This window comes from Plantibacter sp. CFBP 8775, from assembly GCF_014839505.1.
Taxonomy (GTDB): domain Bacteria; phylum Actinomycetota; class Actinomycetes; order Actinomycetales; family Microbacteriaceae; genus Plantibacter; species Plantibacter auratus.
Genome location: NZ_JACYNV010000002.1, coordinates 1,507,959 through 1,527,529 on the forward strand (window position 1 = coordinate 1,507,959; position 19,571 = coordinate 1,527,529).

The 19,571-nt window shown below is 69.3% G+C and carries 15 protein-coding genes; 11 read left to right on the plus strand and 4 right to left on the minus strand.

Going from position 1 to position 19,571, the window contains the following annotated elements:
- The first annotated feature begins 6 nt into the window (after window positions 1-6).
- Both IFR14_RS19495 and IFR14_RS19500 read left to right on the plus strand, forming a co-directional pair.
- Window positions 7-1,041 (plus strand): LacI family DNA-binding transcriptional regulator, encoded by a 1,035-nt coding sequence (locus tag IFR14_RS19495; RefSeq protein ID WP_191942008.1) that lies wholly within the window; start codon window positions 7-9, stop codon window positions 1,039-1,041.
- A 101-nt stretch (window positions 1,042-1,142) separates the two neighbouring features.
- Window positions 1,143-2,585 (plus strand): L-fucose/L-arabinose isomerase family protein, encoded by a 1,443-nt coding sequence (locus IFR14_RS19500; protein ID WP_191942009.1) that lies wholly within the window; start codon window positions 1,143-1,145, stop codon window positions 2,583-2,585.
- A gap of 253 nt (window positions 2,586-2,838) precedes the next feature.
- Here IFR14_RS19500 and IFR14_RS19505 read toward each other — a convergent pair whose 3' ends face one another.
- Window positions 2,839-3,447, minus strand: a complete 609-nt coding sequence (locus IFR14_RS19505) for a DNA alkylation repair protein (protein WP_191942010.1) — start codon at window positions 3,445-3,447, stop codon at window positions 2,839-2,841.
- Window positions 3,448-3,486: 39 nt separating this feature from the next.
- Here IFR14_RS19505 and IFR14_RS19510 point away from each other — a divergent pair, with 39 nt between their 5' ends.
- Window positions 3,487-4,356, plus strand: coding sequence for an NAD-dependent epimerase/dehydratase family protein (locus IFR14_RS19510; protein ID WP_191942011.1), 870 nt, complete (start codon window positions 3,487-3,489; stop codon window positions 4,354-4,356).
- Between the two features lie 18 nt (window positions 4,357-4,374).
- Here IFR14_RS19510 and IFR14_RS19515 read toward each other — a convergent pair whose 3' ends face one another.
- The gene (locus IFR14_RS19515; protein ID WP_191942012.1) at window positions 4,375-5,667 is read right to left on the minus strand and encodes an MFS transporter; all 1,293 of its coding nucleotides are present in this window, start codon (window positions 5,665-5,667) and stop codon (window positions 4,375-4,377) included.
- A 217-nt stretch (window positions 5,668-5,884) separates the two neighbouring features.
- Here IFR14_RS19515 and IFR14_RS19520 point away from each other — a divergent pair, with 217 nt between their 5' ends.
- Together IFR14_RS19520 and rhaI are read left to right on the plus strand one after the other, a co-directional pair.
- Complete coding sequence (locus IFR14_RS19520; RefSeq protein WP_162852304.1) at window positions 5,885-6,244, plus strand: L-rhamnose mutarotase; 360 nt, start codon at window positions 5,885-5,887, stop codon at window positions 6,242-6,244.
- Window positions 6,245-6,326: 82 nt separating this feature from the next.
- Window positions 6,327-7,493, plus strand: coding sequence for an L-rhamnose isomerase (rhaI, locus tag IFR14_RS19525; protein WP_137244191.1), 1,167 nt, complete (start codon window positions 6,327-6,329; stop codon window positions 7,491-7,493).
- 163 nt (window positions 7,494-7,656) lie between these two features.
- Here rhaI and IFR14_RS19530 read toward each other — a convergent pair whose 3' ends face one another.
- On the minus strand, window positions 7,657-8,490 hold the full coding sequence (locus IFR14_RS19530; protein WP_191942013.1) for an alpha/beta fold hydrolase: 834 nt from the start codon (window positions 8,488-8,490) through the stop codon (window positions 7,657-7,659).
- Between the two features lie 148 nt (window positions 8,491-8,638).
- On the opposite strand from IFR14_RS19530, the gene IFR14_RS19535 reads away from it, so the two are divergent.
- The 3 genes from IFR14_RS19535 to IFR14_RS19545 all read left to right on the plus strand — a co-directional run bounded on the left by IFR14_RS19535 (window position 8,639) and on the right by IFR14_RS19545 (window position 14,082).
- On the plus strand, window positions 8,639-9,229 hold the full coding sequence (locus IFR14_RS19535) for a TetR/AcrR family transcriptional regulator (protein ID WP_191942155.1): 591 nt from the start codon (window positions 8,639-8,641) through the stop codon (window positions 9,227-9,229).
- Between the two features lie 153 nt (window positions 9,230-9,382).
- Window positions 9,383-10,768 (plus strand): MFS transporter, encoded by a 1,386-nt coding sequence (locus IFR14_RS19540; protein ID WP_191942014.1) that lies wholly within the window; start codon window positions 9,383-9,385, stop codon window positions 10,766-10,768.
- Between the two features lie 110 nt (window positions 10,769-10,878).
- Window positions 10,879-14,082, plus strand: a complete 3,204-nt coding sequence (locus IFR14_RS19545) for a DEAD/DEAH box helicase (protein ID WP_191942015.1) — start codon at window positions 10,879-10,881, stop codon at window positions 14,080-14,082.
- 52 nt (window positions 14,083-14,134) lie between these two features.
- Here the strand turns inward: IFR14_RS19545 and IFR14_RS19550 are convergent, their stop codons facing one another.
- Window positions 14,135-14,926 carry an SDR family NAD(P)-dependent oxidoreductase gene (locus IFR14_RS19550; protein WP_191942016.1) on the minus strand — a complete coding sequence of 264 codons (792 nt, stop codon included), beginning with the start codon at window positions 14,924-14,926 and terminating at the stop codon, window positions 14,135-14,137.
- Window positions 14,927-15,134: 208 nt separating this feature from the next.
- On the opposite strand from IFR14_RS19550, the gene IFR14_RS19555 reads away from it, so the two are divergent.
- The 3 genes from IFR14_RS19555 to IFR14_RS19565 all read left to right on the plus strand — a co-directional run bounded on the left by IFR14_RS19555 (window position 15,135) and on the right by IFR14_RS19565 (window position 19,571).
- The gene (locus IFR14_RS19555; protein WP_191942017.1) at window positions 15,135-15,893 is read left to right on the plus strand and encodes a DeoR/GlpR family DNA-binding transcription regulator; all 759 of its coding nucleotides are present in this window, start codon (window positions 15,135-15,137) and stop codon (window positions 15,891-15,893) included.
- Between the two features lie 178 nt (window positions 15,894-16,071).
- Complete coding sequence (locus IFR14_RS19560; RefSeq protein WP_191942018.1) at window positions 16,072-18,111, plus strand: bifunctional aldolase/short-chain dehydrogenase; 2,040 nt, start codon at window positions 16,072-16,074, stop codon at window positions 18,109-18,111.
- Entirely contained in the window at window positions 18,108-19,571 is a 1,464-nt protein-coding gene (locus IFR14_RS19565; protein WP_191942019.1) for a rhamnulokinase, read from the plus strand. Before IFR14_RS19560 ends, IFR14_RS19565 begins: the two co-directional genes overlap by 4 nt.

The window sequence follows — 19,571 nt, forward strand, 5'->3', positions numbered from 1 at the left end:
GGCAGCATGGCGAAGCACGACATCGGGTTCGCCGCCGTCGCCAGACTCGCCGGCGTCTCGAACGCGACCGTCTCCAACACGCTCAACCGCCCCGAGATCGTCGCCCCCGCCACCCGCGAGCGCGTCCTCGCCGCGATCGAGGAACTCGACTTCGTCCCCAACCGTGCCGCCGCCACCCTGCGGCAGGGCACGAACCGGCTCATCGGCCTCGTCATCCCCGACATCGCGAACCCGTTCTACTCGGCGATCGCCCGCGGGGTCACCGAGGCCGCGGCCGAACTCGGCTACACGGTCGCGCTCTGCGTGAGCCATGACGATCCGGACCTCGAACTCCGGCATTTCGAGATGCTCGCCGAGCACCGGGCGGCGGGTGCGCTCGTCGCTCCGCTGACCGCCGACGCCTCCCGACTGGCCCAGCTGCGGCGGGTCGGCAGCCGCCTCGTCCTCATGGACCGCACCGCCCCCGAGGGCACGGGCTGCTCCGTCGCGATCGACGACGTGCACGGCGGGGAGCTGGCGGTCGCCCACCTGCTCGGCAGGCCTGCCCAGGCATCCGACGGGTCGATCGTGCTCGTGAACGGCGACCTGGCGATCCCGCAGTGCGCCGATCGACGCGAGGGTGCCCGGAACGCGTTCATCGCGGCCGGTCTCGACCCCGACGACCTCCGCGAGGTCACCGTGGACGAGATGACCGTCGACGCGGGGCGCATCGCGGGTCGTCGGATCGCGGCGCGGACACCGCGTCCGACCGGCGTGTTCTGCACGAACGACCAGCTCGCGCTCGGCGTCATCCGGGGGTTGGACGACGGCGGCCTCACGGTGCCCGACGAGGTGTCGGTGGTCGGTTACGGCGATCTCGCGCTCGCGGCCGACGGGCGGGTGCCGCTCACCACGGTCGAGCAGCCGAAGGACGAACTCGGGCGCGTGGCCGTCGAGATCCTCCTGGCCGAGCTGGGCGCCGACCGCGCGGCGCACGAGCACGTCACCCGGACGCTCGAGCCGCATCTCGTCGTCCGCGAGTCCGCTCCCCTGCCGGCCTGAGCAGCGGCGAGGCTGGACGCGGCGGTGACGCCCGGGTACAGTCGTCACCAGGATTTAATCGATTAAATACTCCCGGACCCGCACCCACCCAAGGATCGACGATGACCCACACCGCAGCAGCCACCCACCCGCTCCTCACCCCGAAGGCACGGCGGAAGCCCCGCATCGGCCTCGTCGCCGGCGGCCTCGGCACCTACTGGCCGCAGTTCCCGGAGCTGCTCCCCCAGCTCCAGGCGTCGGCCCGGTACGTCTCGGAACGCTTCCAGCAGATGGACGCCGAGGTCGTCGACGTCGGCTTCATCTCGGACGCACAGGAGGGCGACGCCGCGGCGGAGCAACTCCGACAGGGCGACTGCGACCTCATCGTCCTGTTCCTCACCACCTACCTCACCTCCTCGATGGTCCTGCCGATCGCCCAGCGCGCGAACACCCCGGTCCTCGTCATCGACCTGCAGCCGACCGAGCGGATGGACCACGCGAGCTTCGACACCGGCGCCTGGCTCGCCTACTGCGGGCAGTGCCCGGTGCCCGAGGTCGGCAACGTCTTCCGTCGCGCGGGCATCCCGTTCCGCTCGGTGTCGGGGTGGCTGCGTCAGGAGTCGGCGTGGGACCGCATCTCGCAGTGGATCCGAGCGGCGCACGTCCGCGCAGCCCTCCGTCACGCCCGCCACGGCCTCATGGGCCACGTCTACCCCGGCATGCTCGACGTCTCCACCGACCTCACTCTGCTGCCGACCACCTTCGGCTCGCACGTCGAGGTCGTGGAGTTCGACGACCTCCGCGTCCTCGTCGACGAGGTGACCGACGCCGAGGTCGCCGACCGCATGGCCCTCGCCCGGGAGATCTTCACCCTCGACGACACGGTGGTCGAGGACGACTTCGCGTGGGGTGCAAAGGTGTCGGTCGGGCTCGACCGGCTCGTCGACGAGTTCGCGCTCGACAGCCTCGCCTACTACCACCGCGGTCGCGACGGCGAACAGCACGAGCGGCTCGGTGCCGGGATGATCCTCGGCGCGTCCCTCCTCACTGCTCGCGGCATCCCCACGACCGGCGAGTACGAGCTGCGCACGACGGTCGCTCAGCTCGCGACCCAGGTCGTCGGCGCCGGTGGGTCGTTCTGCGAGATCCAGGCGCTGGACTTCGAGGACGAGGTCGTCGAGATGGGACACGACGGTCCGGCCCACCTCGCCGTCAGCTCTCGCGACCCGCTGCTGCGCGGCCTCGGGGTCTACCACGGCAAGCGCGGCTGGGGTGTGAGCGTCGAGTTCGACGTGCGGCACGGGCCGGTCACGCTGCTGGGGTTGGGGCAGGACCGCGACGGCTCGCTCGCCTTCGTCGCCTCGGAGGGCGAGGTGGTCCCCGGCCCGCTGCTCGCGATCGGCAACACGACGAGCCGTGTCGACTTCGGGCGTGACCCGGGTGTCTGGGTGGACGAGTGGAGCGCGACCGGTATCGGGCACCACTGGTCGCTGTCGCTCGGGCACCGGGCGGCTGACTACCGGGCTGCGGCGAGCCTGCTGGGGATCGACTTCCGCCAGGTGTGAGGCGCCGTCGGCCCCAGAGCCGACCCGGTCCCTGAGCCCGTCCCGGTCCCCGAGCCGAATCCGGTCCCCGAGCCGAATCCGGTCCCTGAGCCTGTCGAAGGGCAGCCCCGCCGCGGGCGCCCTCAGAACAAGAAACCCCTCGGGGGCACTTCGACAAGCTCAGTGACCGGACGAACCTGGCGCCCGGAACACACCGGCCCCTGAGCCGGTCCCGGTCCCTGAGCCTGTCGAAGGGCACTCGCGACAGGACGGGTCAGAGCACGGCGCGAAGACGCTCCGCCGCGGGCTCGACGACGGCGATCGGCGCCGGGCGCTGCAACCCGTCCAGGGCGACGGCCAGACGACGGGTGGCGCGATCGACGTCCCCACCACCCGCACCGAGTTCGCGGATCGGAGCGAGCAGTGCGGCGCGCCGCAACCAGGGCTCGTCCTGCATCCAGCGGTCGAGGACGGTCTCGGCCTTGGTCCGGGCCGTCCCGTCGAGGCGTTCCAGGAGCGGTCCGATGACGTCGGTGGCCAGCGGGTCGGCGAGCTCGGGCACCCGACCGGCGCGGACGAAGCCCTCGATCCGTGTCAGATCGGTGTGCCTGAGCACCGGGACGCTCGACTGCAGGAGGACGATCGCGGCGAGCCGACGCTCGAAGACCGGCACGGCCCACAGCTCCGAGGCGAGGGCTGCCAGCTCGTCGTGCTCGAGTCCGCGGAACTTCCGGAGGGCGTCGCGCACCGTGCCGCGCACGGCACCGACCGAGGAGCCGTAGGACCGGAGTCCGTCGCCGAGCCGCTCGGCGACGTCCGCTGCGCGGTAGCCGTCGCCCTCGTATTGGAGCGCCGCGTCGATGAACTCCCCCGCAGCACTCATCCCACCATTCTCACCCCTGGCGCCGGGTACGGTGGAGCGATGACCGTCGTGATCGTGGGACTCGGACAGCTCGGCTCGGACGTCGCCGGGAGGCTCCTGGCCCGTGGTGAGGACGTCGTCGGCGTGAAGCGCACGGCGCCCGAGACGAACCCGGCCCCCGAGCCGAACCCGGCGCCCGAGTCGGTCGAGGGGCGCTTCACCCTCCAGCTCCGCGACCTCACGACCTCCGCCCCCGATCTCCCTGCGGACACGACGGCGATCGTGGTGGCCCTTGCGCCGCGGGCACGCTCGGTCGAAGCCTATGACGCCCTCTACCGCGACGGTGTCGGGCACCTCCTCGCTGCCGTAGCCGCACTCCCCGGCACCCCACCCCGCATCCTGTTCGTCTCGTCGACCGCGGTGTGGGGCGAGGACGGCGGGGAGACGATCGACGACACCACGCCGGCCGTCCCGACCACCGGCACCGCGCGCGCCCTGCTCGCGGCTGAGGAGGCCGTCCTCGGCGCGGTGCCCGAGGCGAGCGCCATCCGCTTCGGCGGCCTCTACGGTCCGACGGCCACGATGTTCGTCGACCAGGTCCGCGACGGCCGTGTCACCCGGCCCTCCGGCTGGACCAATCGCATCCACCGTGACGACGCCGCTGCCGTGATCGTGCACCTGCTCGACCTGCCGGCGGCATCGCTCCCGCCGGTCGTGGCGGGCATCGACGAGGAGCCGGTCCTGCTGTCGACGGTCGCCGACTTCCTCGCCGACCGACTCGGCGTCGCTCCCCCGACGCTCGACGACGCCGGTCGCACCCCGGAAGAACCGCACCGCGGCAAGCGCATCACGGCGGCCGCCCTCCGCGACACCGGGTTCACCTACCGCTACCCCACGTACCGTGAGGGCTACTCGGCGCAGCTCCCCTGATCGGACGACCGGAGCGGGTCACGGCTGCTTCGTCACCTCGGCCATCGCCCGTCGACCGGACGGCACGAGCACGGCGACGGCGAGCACCACGAAGGTGAGCACGCCGGCGACGACGAGGAGCAGCTCGACGGAGACGACGTCGGCGAGCGGCCCGAACACGATCATGCCGAGCGGCATCGACACCGCCATGACGATGCCGACGAACCCGAACACGCGACCCTGCCGCTCCGGTTGGACGCGCTCCTGCAGGAGGGTCATCGACGTCGTCGAGAAGAACGGCACCGCGATCCCGAGCAGGAACATGAAGCCGAAGAAGACCCAGAGGTTGGTCGAGAGTCCGAGCCCGATGGACAGCGCCCCGAACACCACCGAGGACCCGACGATGAGGAGCACGCGGTTCCTGGTGCCGCCCCAGATCGCGATGATCGCGCCGCCGCCGACCATGCCGACGCTGAAGGCGAGCTCGTTCACGGTGAGCATCCAGACCTCGTCGCCGAAGGTGCGGGCGATCATGAGCGGCGTGAGGTAGGACGGCGCGACGACCAGCAGGAACACGATCGCGAAGAGGATGAGCAGCCAGCGCACGAAGCCGTGGTGCCAGACGTAGCGCACGCCCTCGGTGAGGTCGGCGAAGTAGCCGGGGCGCTCGCCAGACCGCACGAGCGTCCGCACCGGCACGAGCAGCAGCAGTCCGATCCCGATGGCGGCCGTGACGACGTCGACGAAGAAGATCGCGACGAGCGACGCACTCGCGTACAGTGCGCCGGCCGCGGCCGGGGCGACGAGCATCATGGCCGACTGGATGGAGCCGTTGATGCCGTTGACCCGCATGAGCTTGTCGGTCGGCGTGATCTGCGGGATGAGCGCGGAGACGGCCGGCATCTGGATGCCCGCGCCGACCGAGCGGATCGCGAGCGTGAGGAAGATGAGCCAGAGGTCGGCGGCGCCGTTGATGAGGAAGATCGCGAGCGCGAGGGTCGTGATGGCGATCGAGCCGTCGGCCGCGATGATGAGCAGTTTGCGGTTCATGCGGTCGGCCCACACCCCGCCGAAGATCGACACGATCGCCTGCGGCAGGAACCCCGCGACGGCTGCGAACGCGAGCACGACACCGGACTTCGTCTCGAGCGTGAGGTGCCACATGATCGCGTACTGCACGAGCATCGAGCCGAACAGCGAGACCGTCTGGCCGGACAGGAACACCGCGACGTCGCGACGCCAGCGCGGGCTCTCCGAGGCGACGGTCGTCTCCTCCGAACCGTCGGAACCGTCGATCGTGGGTGCATCGGTTGGCGCGTCATCGGCAGCCATGCGATCCACGCTAGGGACTTCGCTCCGAGGTGTCCAGGGGTGATCGGCGCGAACGACGGGCGCGCCCTGACCGTCGAACGGTCGATGCACCCTGTCCAGACGTTCAGACATCCGGGCAGTTGGTCCGTTGACCCGCGGCCGATCGCCCGGATACGCTGCTTGCGATCCTCTGAATCGATTCAGAGTATCCGTGAACCGAACCGAAAGGTGCGCCTCGATGACGAGTGCCCGACCCCTGCACCGCGTGTGCTTCCAGCTCCAGGTCAAACCCGAGCGCCTCGCGGAGTACCGCGAACGCCATGCCGCCGTCTGGCCGGACATGCTGCAGGCCCTCGCCGACACCGGCTGGCACAACTACTCCCTCTTCGTCCGCGACGACGGCCTCCTCATCGGGTACTTCGAGACGGCATCCCTCGAAGCCGCCCAGGCCGGCATGGCCGAGACCGAGGTCAACGCGCGCTGGCAGGCCGAGATGGGCGAGTTCTTCGTCGACCTCGACCTCCCGCCGGACCAGGGCTTCCTCCAGCTCACCGAGGTGTTCCACCTCGAGGACCAACTCGCCGCCCTGCACGAGTAGCGTCGTTGAAACGATTCACGTATGCTGCAACCAGCGCCGTGAACGCGCACCAGACCACCGGAACACGCACAGAGAAGTGACCATGACCAGTTTCGACACCATCGCCCCCCTGCTCGAGAAGCAGGCCATCGAACTCCCCTCCTGGGCGTTCGGCAACTCCGGCACCCGCTTCAAGGTGTTCACGACGCCCGGCACCCCGCGGACGCCCGAGGAGAAGATCGCCGACGCCGCCAAGGTGCACGAGTTCACCGCCCTCGCGCCGAAGGTCGCGCTCCACATCCCGTGGGACCTCGTGGACGACTTCAGCGCCCTCCGCACCTACGCCGAGGACCACGGCGTCGCGCTCGGGACGATCAACTCGAACACTTTCCAGGACGAGGACTACAAGTTCGGCAGCCTGACCCACAGCAACCCGGTGATCCGTCAGAAGGCGATCGACCACCACTTCGCCTGCATCGACGTCATGCACGCGACCGGCTCGCAGGACCTCAAGATCTGGCTCGCCGACGGCAGCAACTACCCGGGCCAGCAGGACATCCGCGGCCGGCAGGACCGCTTGGCCGACTCGCTCCAGCAGATCTACGCCCGCCTCGGCGAGGAGCAGCGACTCGTGCTCGAGTACAAGTTCTTCGAGCCGGCGTTCTATCACACCGACGTCCCCGACTGGGGAACGTCCTACGCCCAGGTGGCCCAACTCGGTGACCAGGCCCTCGTCTGCCTCGACACCGGCCACCACGCGCCTGGCACGAACATCGAGTTCATCGTCGCCCAGCTCCTGCGTCTCGGGAAGCTCGGCTCGTTCGACTTCAACTCGCGCTTCTACGCCGACGACGACCTCATCGTCGGTGCAGCCGACCCGTTCCAGCTGTTCCGGATCCTCTACGAGGTCGTCCGCGGCGGCGGCCTCGACGACGACTCGCCGGTCGCGTTCATGCTCGACCAGTGCCACAACGTGGAGGACAAGATCCCCGGGCAGATCCGCTCGGTACTGAACGTGCAGGAGATGACCGCGCGCGCACTGCTCGTCGACCGCGACGCACTGACCGCGGCACAGGAGGCCGGTGACGTCCTCGGCGCGAACGGCATCCTCATGGACGCGTTCTACACCGACGTCCGCGGGCCGCTCGCCGCCTGGCGCGAGAGCCGCGGCCTGCCATCCGACCCCTTCAGCGCCTACCTGGCCTCGGGCTACCAGCAGCAGATCGCCGAGGAGCGCGTCGGCGGGACCCAGGCGAGCTGGGGCGCTTAGGCACACCCGAGCACGAGGAAGCCCCGCGACCATCCCGGTCGCGGGGCTTCATCCACATCCGGACGTTCACAACTCAGGACGCGCGCGGCGTGTCACCCCGGGCGCGCCGGCCGAGTTCGCCGACGCGCCGGAACGGACCTGAATTGCGAACCGACAGAGCCGACTACTTCGCGAGGAAGGCGAGCAGCTGCTCGTTGACCTCCCGGTAGTGGGTCCAGAGCATGCCGTGCGGCGCGCCCTCGATCTCGACGTACTCGGCGGAGGGCAGCGCCTTCGCGAACACGCGACCGGTGGAGTCGATCGGCAGGACGCGGTCGCCGGTGCCGTGCACGATGAGCGACGGGACGTCGATCTTCGCGACGTCGGCGCGGAAGTCGGTCAGCCAGGTCGGCTGCGCAGCGACCGACGCGTACGGCGACGCGTTGTAGGCGAGCTGCGTGTTGGCCCGCAGCGCCTCCTCGCTCAGGCGCGAGCCGAGGTTCTCGTCCGTGTTGAAGAAGTTCTCGAAGAAGCTCGTGAAGAACGCGTAGCGGTCGTCGGTGACGGCGGCGAGGAGCCCGTCGAACACGTCCTGCGGGACACCCGTCGGGTTGTCGTCGGTCTGCAGCAGGTAGGGCTCGAGCGAACCGAGGAAGACGGCCTTCGCGATGCGCTCCGAGCCGTAGGTGCCGAGGTAGCGGCCGACCTCGCCGGTGCCCATCGAGAAGCCGACGAGGACCGCGTCGTGGAGGTCGAGCCCGTCGACGACGGCCTTGAGGTCGGCGGCGAAGGTGTCGTAGTCGTAGCCCTCGGTGGGCTTGGAGGACTTGCCGAAACCACGGCGGTCGTAGGTGATGACGCGGTAGCCGGCGTCGAGGAGCGCCGCGGTCTGCTTCTCCCACGAGGAGCCGTCGAGGGGGTAGCCGTGGATGAGGACGACGGGCTGGCCGCTGCCGTGATCCTCGACGTAGAGCTCCACGGAGGTGCTGTTCTCGGTTCCGACGGTGATGAACGACATGGTTCGATTCCTTTCGTCTTCGGCGTCCGGACTCGTCGCCCGGTTCCACGCCCCGAATTGAGAACGATCGTTCTCTTCGGTGTCCATCAGCATAGGGAACGATCGTTCTCAATGCAAGTACACTGATGGAATGACCAGCGAACAGACGATGACGATCGCGTCGCCGAGCCCGGCGGCCGCACCCGCGACACCGGCCTCCGTGCGCGACATCATCGTCGACGCCGCCGACCGCCTGTACTACGCGAAGGGCATCCAGTCCGTCGGCATGGACGAACTGCGCTCGGCGGCCGGCGTGTCGCTGAAGCGCCTGTACTCGGAGTTCCCGAGCAAGGAGGACATCGTCCTCGCGGTCATGAAGCGTCGACACGAGCTCTGGACCACCGGCGTCAGCGCGCTCGTGGACGACGCCGAGACGCCCCGCGACCGACTCCTCGCGATCTACGACTACCTGGCCGGCTGGTTCAGTGACGACTCGTTCCGCGGCTGCGGCTTCATCAACGCCTTCGGGGAACTCGGGGGCGTCTCGCCGGCGGTCGCCACCATCACCCGCGAACACAAGGCGTCCTTCCAGGACTACGTCGCCGACCTCGTCGCCGACGCCGGCGCTCCGGCATCGCTCGCCCCCCAGCTCGCGATCCTCGCCGAGGGCGCCCAGACGACCGCCGCCATCACCGGCTCCCCCGAGGCCGCGCTGCACGCTCGTCGCGCCGCCGAGACGCTCATCGACGCCGCCTCCTAGGGATTCGTTCGCCCAGTTGTGGGCGAACTGGACCTCGCTCGCCCGGAAAGGGGCGAACGGATGTGGTCAGGCCACACTCTGATATATTTTCTGCTCAGAACTCCCCCGGGTTCCACGCGCCGTCGACGCGTCCCACCTCAATGGAGAGAGAGCATGTCCTCACCAATCGGAACACCCGCACCCAGCATCGGATCCCCCGGCACCCGACCACCGAAGGCCTTCCTCGGCCTGTCCGGCCCGCTGCTCTGGGGATACGTCGCGATCGCCTTCTTCATGACCGGCGACGGACTCGAGCAGGCGTTCCTCTCGGACTTCCTCGTCACGAGCGAGGGCTTCAGCACCGACCAGGTGGGCTCGCTCTTCACCGTCTACGGCCTGATCGTCGCGATCGGCGCGTTCGCCTCCGGGGTGCTGGCCGAGTACTTCGGACCGCGGCGCATCATGATCGCCGCCGCCGCGGGGTGGATCGTCTTCCATGCAGGCTTCGTGTACTTCGGCATCATGCAGCACGACTTCGCGATGATGATGGTGATGTACGCCATCCGCGCCGTCGCCTACCCGCTGTTCGTCTTCGGGTTCGTCGTGTGGATCTCCTACGCCGCCCCGCAGGACAAGCTCTCGTCCGCGATGGGCTGGTTCTGGTGCTCGTACTCGGTCGGCGTCGGCGTGTTCGGGTCGTATCTGCCGAGCTTCACCATCCCGGCGTTCGGAGCCGTCGAGACGATGTGGGGCGCGATCGCCTTCATCGCCGTGGGCGGCGTGCTCGCGGGCGTCCTCGTACGCGGCAAGGGACCGGAGACCTCCGAGCCCCGCACCCTCCGGGGCCTCGGCGAGACCCTCGCGACCACGATCGCGCTCCCGTTCCGGAACGTCCAGCTCGCCTACGGCATGCTCCAGCGCGTCATCAACCAAATCTCGCTCTACGGGTTCATCGTCATGCTGCCGATCGTCTTCGTCCGCGACATCGGCTTCGAGCAGGGCACCTGGTTGCAGCTGTGGGGACTCGTGTACATCGTGACGGTGTTCACGAACCTCCTCTGGGGTGTCCTCGGCGACCGCATCGGCTGGATCCGCACCGTCCGCTGGTTCGGAAGCATCGGCATGTTCGCGTCCACGCTCCTGCTCTACTTCATCCCGCTCGTCGTCGGGCCGAACCCCTGGCTCACGGGGATCGCCGTCGTCATGTTCGGGTTCGCGGTCGCGGCCTATGTCCCACTGTCGGCGCTCATGCCGGCGCTCGAGCCGAACCACCGCGGCGGCGCGGTCGCACTCCTCAACCTGTCGGCTGGACTCTCGCAGTTCGTCGGGTCGCTGCTCGTCACCCTGCTCTGGACGTCCTTCGGCACGACGACGACCGTCATCGCGCTCGCCTGCACCTACCTCGTCGGGTTCGCGGTGACGTTCCTGATGCGGGTCGACCAGGACGCCCTGGCGAAGGCGGAGACGACGCGGAGCATCCCGACGGTTTCAGGCACGACGACGCGAACCGCCACCACGGAGACGGACCGGCCCGGGGTGGAGCACACGACCGCAGAATGACCTCAGGCGGCAGCCCTGGCCGCTCGCGCGAGCTCCGCGGAGAACACGACAGGTGGCGGATGCGAGGCGCCTCCACCGCGCTGCGCATCACGCCACGTATCGTGCTGCACATGGACACCCGATCATCCAGGACGAGCGCACTCGATTTCTGGCAAAGCCTCGAGGCGTTCACGCCGCAGGCCATGCCAGCGGTGTCGCGGAGTCGGGATGACCGCCCGTTCGTGGCGGACTACATGAACGACGACACCCCACTTCCCTGGCTCGACCCGTCATGGCCTGCCGCACGCGAGCACTTCGCCTGGGAGCACCGGGTGTACGCGGGTACCTTCGATCTCTCCTCGGCTTGGGCCGTCCTCTCACCGCCCCCGGATAGCAGTCCAGAGCGCCCAAGACCTGCCCAGAGCGCGATGTTCACCATGCGGATCCAGGACGACGGCTCGATCGTGCCCGACAGCTGGGTGCCATCGCAAAGCGCTTGGGCTGCCGGCCGCTATGCCCTGACGAATCAGATCGCCGATGTGTGGGCAGGGTTCGACGGTTTCGAAGCCACGTGGAAAGCGGCGATCTCGCGTCTGATCGTCGCCGGAGGGCTGGCGATCGGCGGCGAACCTGCGGGCGATGGCCAGACCGAACCGGTCGACAAGAGCCGAATAAAGGCGCTGCTGTTTCAGTCGATGCCCGAGCACACGCTCTCGAGGCTCACGCTCGCCGGCGGAGAACCGGGCCTCCGCATCCTCAGTCGGGAGGTCCGAGTGCGGCAGACCGCTCCCGGCTCCCCTGGGCCGGCGGACGAGACGGATTACCTCAACAGCTTCTTCTCAACCGACCTCCGGATGATCGCCGCCGACACTGCCGATCATCCCGCCGGGTCCTCGTATCTCGGGGAACGACCGCCGTCGCGTCAGGTCGATGTCCGGGCCGAGCTGCGCGCAGTGTTCGACGGCGTTGCTCCGAGCATCATGCCGGAGGGCCGGTGGCCGAGTTCACCCAACGATGCACTGTCGTTGTCCCAACAACTGGCGGTGAACCAAAGCCTGCGCGACCTCTCGGCCAACGATGGGGTCTTCGGGGTGAACGGACCGCCGGGGACCGGGAAGACCACGCTGCTCCGCGACGTGGTCGCAGCACTCGTGACGGATCGCGCGGCCGCCCTGAGCGCCTTCACTCGCCCCGCAGACGCCTTCGTCGGGAAGTTCTCATGGCGAGCCCGGGACGAGAAGCTCCGCGTGGTGCACCGACTGCACGAGTCGATTCGGGGCCGCGAGATCATCGTCGCCTCGTCGAACAACGGTGCCGTCGAGAACGTGAGTCTGGAGATCCCCGACGCCAGGTGGCTCGACTCGGCGTTCAGCTCGTTCGCACCCGACCCACTGGCCGACATCGGTTCTCTTCTGTTGCACTCGGACGAACGACCCGGATCCAGCCCGACGGCTTGGGCGGCGATCGCCGGCCAGCTCGGTAACTCGCGCAACCGTTCGCGCTTCGCCCAGAAGCTTGCATACGGACGCAGCGCGTCGCCGGACCATCCCGCCGAGGTTCGAGGGGTGATCGCGATGCTCGGGTCGCCACCGGACGAGGTGCTCCCGTGGGACGAGGCGCGGAGGCTGTTCCAGGAAGCCCGTCGCAACGTTCACAGACTCCGAGCAGACCGGCAGCGGGCGCACGAGGCACTCGGGAGGAGGGCGGCGCTCACCGCCGAGCTCGACTCCGCGCGCCGCAGCGCTTCCGATCTCATGCTCCTCGACGAAGCCCAACGGCGGGAGATCGATGCGCTGCGCGGGAGCGCCGAGGCGCTGGCCGCGGAACGGACACTCGCTCACGATGCCCTCTCCGCCCTGGCGGTGGCGAAGCCGTCATGGTTCGCCTCAGTGTGCACGCTCGGACGAGCCACCACACCGTGGCGGAACGGCATGTTGCGCCTCACGGAGCGCTGCGAAGCGCTGGCACAGGAGGCCGACCGACAGGCCCAGTCGCTCGAACGATCCCTGACGGAGAACGCGACGACCCGGGCGGCTCGGTCCTCGCATCAGCGTGAGGCCCAGACCCTGGAGCTCACGATCGCCGCCGACAGCGTAGCGATCGCCGCACAGGCGGACGGCGCCCCGTCCGAGGACTGGTTCGAAGCCACCGACGAGGCCCGAGAGACACGGGCCCCGTGGAATGATCGGGCCTACAACACCGCCCGATCCGAGCTGTTCCTGCGCGCCGTTCAACTGCATCGCGCGTTCATGTTCGCGACCCCTTCCCAGACTCGCAGCAACCTGTACTCCGCGGTCGATGTCCTCCAGAACCGCACACCATCGCAGGCTTCGCCCGCCATGATCCGAGCAGCGTGGGAAGCGCTGTTCCTGGTGGTCCCCGTGATGTCGACCACGTTCGCATCATTTCCGCGCATGATGGCATCGCTCGGTTCCGAACGTCTCGGCTGGTTGATCGTGGACGAAGCCGGGCAGGCTGCCCCGCAGCACGCGCTGTCCGGCGTCTGGCGGGTACGGCGCTGCCTGATGGTCGGTGATCCGCTGCAACTCGAACCAGTGCTCACGCTGCCGCCCGAAGTCCAGGAGCGACTTCGGGAGCTCACCGCCTGCAGCGACGCCTGGTCGCCTCGGTCCAACCCGGCGCAAGTCCTCGCCGACCGGGCATCCACGTTCGTCTCGACGATCAGGCCTCCGGATGGAGAGCCGGTCACAGTCGGATCACCGCTGCGACTGCATCGGCGCTGCAACGACCCGATGTTCTCGGTCATCAACGATGCCGTCTACGGCGGCTTGATGATGCACGGCGGTGATCCGTCCGCAGACTGCCTGCTGCCGTCTGGTGCGTCGGTGATGGACTCGGCTTGGCTGGACGTCCACACGAGCCGCTGGGACGAGAACTGCTCGCCAGCAGAGGTGGAGCGACTCGACGGCCTCCTCCAGGCACTCGGGGTGAACGGCTGGCCGATGTCGGACCTGCTGATCGTCTCACCGTTCCGGACGGTTGCGGCTGCCATCGCGCGGGTCGCGGGGCATCACGGCGTCGATCGGCGGACGCAGGCCGGAACGGTACACACGGCCCAGGGGAAGGAAGCCGCAGTCGTCATCATCGTGCTCGGCGGGCGGACGTCTGGGTCCCGCAATTGGGCCGTCGAGACACCCAACCTCTTCAACGTGGCGGTCAGTCGCGCGAAACGGCGGCTGTTCGTCATCGGTGACAGAACCGAGTGGTCGCGACTCCAGTACTTCGGTCAGCTCGCGAACCTGATGGCGACGATCCCGCCCACTGCGACGCTCACGACGCTGGTCGCGAAACCACCGGGGTCGGAGACTCCCTGAACGGAAACCTGACGCGGGCCGCGTTGACGAGGCAGCGGCCCGCGTCGTCAGCTCACACCACGGTGTACCCGCCGTCGATCCGGAAGCTCTGCCCGACGACGTAGGAGGAGCGCTCTCCGGCGAGGTAGACGACGAGGTCGCCGAGCTCGTCCGGCTCACCCATCCGGCCGGCCGGGATCCGCGACACCCAGTCCTCGGCCATGTCCGGATTGGCGGCGACGAAGTCACGCGTCATGTCGCTCGCGAAGTAGCCCGGCGCGATGGCGTTGACCCGGATCCCCAGCGGCAACCACTCGATCGCGAGACTGCTCGTGAGCATGGAGACGGCGGCCTTCGAGGCGTTGTACGCGGCCTGCGTCTGCGGCACGTTCACGGCGAAGGCGGACATCGAGGACACGTTCACGATGCTCGCGAGGTGACCCGCGTCGCGACGGTCGGCGACGAAGCGTCGCGCGAACTGCCGGGACACGAGGAAGGTCCCGGTGACGTTCACCCGGAAGAGCCGATCCCAATCGGCCACTTCGGTGTCGATCGCGCGGGCGCCGTGCGTCATCCCAGCGCTGTTGACGAGGATGTCCGGCGTCCCGAGGGTATCCGCGACGTGGTCGAGCGCGGCGTTCACGGATCCCTCATCGGTGACGTCGACCGGGAGCCCGATCACCGCGGGCGAGACCTGTGCATCGAGGACCGACGCGGCGTCGGCCACCGTCTCCAAACGGTCGAGGAGGGCGACCTGGGCGCCGGCTTCGGCGAGTGCCGTGGCCATCGCGAGCCCGAGCCCGCGGGCGCCTCCGGTGATGATCGCCGTGCGACCGGCGAGGACTGGTTCGTGTGTGGTTTCCATGGCGCCAGTCTAGAAGTTCCAGATGCTCATATATCTTTGCCCGTCCATAACTCAGGACGCTTGCGGCGCGTTGCGCACGCCACGCCGCGTCATGTCGGCGACGCGCCGGAGTGCTCCTGAATTGGGAACCGTTCGGCATCCCTCGCTGTGACATCCTGTTGAGACGGACACGAACGGACACGTCCGACACCGATGGACAGGGGGCGGCATGGCCACGACCGGCACGCTCGGCGCCGAGGAACGACGGACCCGACTGACGGCGATCCTCGAACGCGACGGCAGCATCCGCCTCGACGATGCGGCTGCGGAGCTCGACGTGTCCTCGATGACCGTGCGACGCGACCTCGCCGACCTGGAGCAGCTCGGCCTGGTGCGGCGCGTCCGGGGCGGGGCGATCCCGACCCTGCGACCGAGGACCTTCACCGAACGGTCTGCGACGGGCGTCCGCGAGAAGGGCGCCATCGTCGAGAAGCTCCGGGCGCTCATCCCGACGGACGGCGCGATCGCGATCGACGCCTCCAGCACGGCCGGTGGCATCAGTCGACTGCTCGGCGAGTCGACCCTCACGGTGGCGACCAACTCCTACCCGAACTTCCTCCTCGCCGGCGCGAACCGCGAGGTCACCGCGATCCTCGTCGGCGGCCAAGCCGAGTCGCGCACCGACAGCTTCATCGGCCCCATCGCCTGCCAGGCGGCGTCATCGGTGCTCTACCGGCGCTTCTTCCTGTCGGCCGCCGCCATCGACCCGACCGTCGGCAGCTCGGAGGTCACCCTCGAAGAAGCGCAGGTCAAGCAGGCGTTCGCCCGCGCCTCCGACGAGACGATCCTCGTCGCCGCGTCCTCGAAGCTGGGGCAGCGCGCGATGGCGGTCGGCTTCGCCCTCGCGGACGTCGACCTCCTCGTCACGGAACTCGACCCCGCCGACCCCGCGCTCGACGCCTACCGCGACGCCGTCGAACTCCTCTGAGCACCCGGCCCCGCACGTCCCGTTCTCAGGAGTCACCGCGCGCGTCGCTCCGGGCCGACCGCGACGCGCCGAGGCTCTCCTGAGATGGGGACATCCGCCATTGCGACATCTGTGACTTCTTGTCATACTTAACACGATTGAACACCGGGCACGGACGTGCCCCGACGAAGGAGTGCGAATGTCCGTGAACCCAACCGCTGCAGAGCTCATCGCCCGCAGCAACCGCCTCGGGAGGAACCCGAAGAACACCAACTACGCCGGCGGTAACACCTCGGCCAAGGGCACCGAGATCGACCCCGTCACGGGCGAGCCGGTCGAGCTCCTCTGGGTCAAGGGCTCCGGCGGCGACCTCGGCACGCTGAAGCCCGAGGGCCTCGCGGTCCTCCGCCTCGACCGCATGCGCGCCCTGCAGGACGTCTACCCCGGCCTCGACCGCGAGGACGAGATGGTCGCCGCCTTCGACTACACCCTGCACGGCAAGGGTGGCGCGGCCCCGTCGATCGACACCGCGATGCACGGCCTCGTCGACGCGGCCCACGTCGACCACCTGCACCCCGACTCCGGCATCGCCATCGCGACCGCCGCCGACGGCCCCGAACTCACCGCGAAGATCTTCGGCGACAAGGTCGTGTGGGTCCCGTGGCGTCGCCCCGGCTTCCAGCTCGGCCTCGACATTGCCGCCATCAAGGCCGACAACCCGCAGGCCATCGGCACCATCCTCGGCGGGCACGGTATCACCGCCTGGGGCGACACCTCCGAGGAGGCTGAGGCGAACTCCCTGTGGATCATCGACACCGCGGCCGCCTACATCGAGGCGAACTCCCGCCCCGAGCCCTTCGGTCCGGCGCTCGACGGCTACGCGGCCCTCCCCGAGGTCGAGCGTCGGGCCAAGGCGGCGGCCCTCGCGCCCACCATCCGCGGGCTCGCCTCCGCCGACCGCCCCGTCGTCGGCCATTTCACCGACAGCCCCGAGGTCCTCGACTTCCTGGCCTCGGCGGAGCACCCACGCCTCACCGCGCTGGGCACGAGCTGCCCCGACCACTTCCTCCGCACCAAGGTGAAGCCGCTCACGGTCGACCTGCCCGCCACAGCGAGCGTCGAGGAGGTCGTCGAGCGCCTCGGCACCCTGCACGAGGCGTACCGCGAGGACTACCAGGCCTACTACGACCGCCACGCCACGGCCGACAGCCCGGCCATCCGCGGGGCCGACCCGCTCATCGTCCTCGTCCCGGGCGTCGGCATGTTCAGCTTCGGCAAGGACAAGCAGACCGCCCGCGTCGCCGGCGAGTTCTACGTCAACGCCATCAACGTCATGCGCGGCGCCGAGGGGCTCTCGACCTACGCGCCCATCGACGAGGCCGAGAAGTTCGCGATCGAGTACTGGGCGCTCGAGGAGGCGAAGCTGCAGCGTCAGCCTGCGCCGAAGCCACTCGCGACCCGCATCGCGCTCGTCACCGGTGCCGCATCCGGCATCGGCAAGGCCATCGCCACGCGTCTCGTCGCGGAGGGCGCGGTCGTCGCGATCGCCGACCTCTCACTGGAGAAGGCGCAGGCCGCAGCAGCCGAGCTCGGCACCACGGACGTCGCGATCGGCATCGCCGCCGACGTCTCGAACGAGGCCGCCGTCCAGGCCGCGATCGACGAGACGGTCCTCGCCTTCGGTGGGCTCGACCTCGTCGTCAACAACGCCGGTCTCTCGCTGTCGAAGTCGCTCCTCGAGACCACCGAGGCCGACTGGGACCTCCAGCACAACGTCATGGCGAAGGGCTCGTTCCTCGTCTCGAAGGCCGCCGCACGCGTGCTCATCGACCAGAAGCTCGGCGGCGACATCGTCTACATCTCGTCGAAGAACTCCGTGTTCGCCGGCCCGAACAACATCGCCTACTCCGCGACGAAGGCCGACCAGGCCCACCAGGTCCGCCTCCTCGCCGCGGAGCTCGGCGAGTACGGTGTGAAGGTGAACGGCATCAACCCCGACGGCGTCGTCCGCGGCTCCGGCATCTTCGCCTCGGGCTGGGGTGCGAACCGCGCGAAGACGTACGGCATCGACGAGCAGGACCTCGGCAAGTTCTACGCGCAGCGCACCATCCTCAAGCGCGAGGTCGTCCCCGAGAACGTCGCGAACGCGGTCTTCGCGATCTGCACGAGCGACTTCAGCCACACGACCGGACTGCACATCCCCGTCGACGCGGGTGTGGCCGCAGCCTTCCTGCGATGAGCGCGGCAGGCCGGAGCGGCACCGTCGCGGCGGTCGACCTCGGGGCCACGAGCGGGCGGGTCATGCTCGGCCACGTCGGCCCCGGCGAGCTGCGCCTCGTACCGGTCGCACGGTTCCCGAACACGCCCGTCCGCACGCCGGACGGCCTGCACTGGAACATCCTCGAGTTGTACCGCTCGATCATCGCGGGGCTGTCGGGCGCAGCGAAGCAGGAGCCGCACCTCGCGAGCATCGGCATCGACTCGTGGGCGGTCGACTACGGCCTCCTCCGACAGGGGCGCCTCCTCGGCGCACCGTTCCACTACCGTGACGAACGGACGGCGGCAGGTGTCGAGGCGGTCCACGGGACAGTCCCCTTCGCCGACCTCTACCGCGTGAACGGCCTGCAGTTCCTGCCGTTCAACACCGTCTACCAGCTCGCGACCGAGCGCGACGCCGGCATGCTCGACGTCGCCGACACCGCACTCCTGGTGCCCGACCTCATCGCGCACTGGCTGACCGGTGCCCGTGTCGCCGAGGCCACCAACGCCTCGACCACCGGCCTCGTCCGCGCCGGCGAACCGACCAGGTGGGACGCCGGACTCCTCACCCGACTCGGCATCCCGGCGGCCGTCCTCCCGCCCATCGTCCAGCCGGGCGATCGCATCGGGACGCTCCTCGAAGCGGTCGCCGCCGAGGTCGGTCTGCCCTCGTCCACGCCCGTCACCGCCATCGGCTCACACGACACGGCCTCAGCGGTCGTCGCCGTCCCGATGACGACCCCGGATGCCGCCTACATCTCGTGCGGCACGTGGGGGCTCGTCGGGGTCGAGCTCGAACGACCTGTCCTCACCGAGGCGAGTCGAGCGGCGAACTTCACGAACGAGGGCGGCGTCGACGGACGCACCCGCTTCCTGCACAACGTGATGGGACTCTGGCTCCTGAGCGAGTCGGTGCGCACCTGGGAGCGCGGTGGCGAAACGATCGACCTGCCCGGGCTCATCGCCCAGGCCGCCGCGGTCGACGCACCGGTCTCGGTGTTCGATGCGAACGACCCCCGGTTCCTCGCCCCCGGCGACCTGCCGGCGCGCATCGCCGAGTTCCTCGTCGAGCACGGGCGTGCGGTGCCGCAGTCCCGTGCCGAGTTCGTCCGGTGCATCATCGAGAGCCTGGCGCAGGCGTTCGCGGATGCGGTCCACACGGCCTCCGAGCTGTCCGGGGTCCAGGTGCGTGCGATCCACGTCGTCGGCGGCGGATCCCAGAACACGCTCCTGTGCCAGCTGACGGCCGACCGAGCGGGGATCCCCGTCATCGCCGGCCCAGTCGAGGCGACGGCGCTGGGGAACGTCCTCGTGCAGGCCAGGGCGGTGGCGATCATCGACGGCGACCTCGAGTCCCTGCGCGCCCTCGTCGCCCGTTCCTTCGAGCCGACGCGCTACGAGCCGCGCAAGCCTGCCCACTCCACGTCCGTCAGCCGGTAG

What these genes read in the sequence shown, in the direction of transcription:
- IFR14_RS19560 (WP_191942018.1), top strand. Translation starts at nt 16,072, where the DNA reads ATGTCCGTGAACCCAACCGCTGCAGAGCTCATCGCCCGCAGCAACCGC.
- IFR14_RS19555 (WP_191942017.1), top strand. Translation starts at nt 15,135, where the DNA reads ATGGCCACGACCGGCACGCTCGGCGCCGAGGAACGACGGACCCGACTG.
- IFR14_RS19495 (WP_191942008.1), top strand. Translation starts at nt 7, where the DNA reads ATGGCGAAGCACGACATCGGGTTCGCCGCCGTCGCCAGACTCGCCGGC.
- IFR14_RS19505 (WP_191942010.1), bottom strand. Translation starts at nt 3,447, where the DNA reads ATGAGTGCTGCGGGGGAGTTCATCGACGCGGCGCTCCAATACGAGGGC.
- IFR14_RS19510 (WP_191942011.1), top strand. Translation starts at nt 3,487, where the DNA reads ATGACCGTCGTGATCGTGGGACTCGGACAGCTCGGCTCGGACGTCGCC.
- IFR14_RS19545 (WP_191942015.1), top strand. Translation starts at nt 10,879, where the DNA reads ATGGACACCCGATCATCCAGGACGAGCGCACTCGATTTCTGGCAAAGC.
- IFR14_RS19530 (WP_191942013.1), bottom strand. Translation starts at nt 8,490, where the DNA reads ATGTCGTTCATCACCGTCGGAACCGAGAACAGCACCTCCGTGGAGCTC.
- IFR14_RS19515 (WP_191942012.1), bottom strand. Translation starts at nt 5,667, where the DNA reads ATGGCTGCCGATGACGCGCCAACCGATGCACCCACGATCGACGGTTCC.
- IFR14_RS19540 (WP_191942014.1), top strand. Translation starts at nt 9,383, where the DNA reads ATGTCCTCACCAATCGGAACACCCGCACCCAGCATCGGATCCCCCGGC.
- IFR14_RS19520 (WP_162852304.1), top strand. Translation starts at nt 5,885, where the DNA reads ATGACGAGTGCCCGACCCCTGCACCGCGTGTGCTTCCAGCTCCAGGTC.
- rhaI (WP_137244191.1), top strand. Translation starts at nt 6,327, where the DNA reads ATGACCAGTTTCGACACCATCGCCCCCCTGCTCGAGAAGCAGGCCATC.
- IFR14_RS19500 (WP_191942009.1), top strand. Translation starts at nt 1,143, where the DNA reads ATGACCCACACCGCAGCAGCCACCCACCCGCTCCTCACCCCGAAGGCA.
- IFR14_RS19565 (WP_191942019.1), top strand. Translation starts at nt 18,108, where the DNA reads ATGAGCGCGGCAGGCCGGAGCGGCACCGTCGCGGCGGTCGACCTCGGG.
- IFR14_RS19535 (WP_191942155.1), top strand. Translation starts at nt 8,639, where the DNA reads ATGACGATCGCGTCGCCGAGCCCGGCGGCCGCACCCGCGACACCGGCC.
- IFR14_RS19550 (WP_191942016.1), bottom strand. Translation starts at nt 14,926, where the DNA reads ATGGAAACCACACACGAACCAGTCCTCGCCGGTCGCACGGCGATCATC.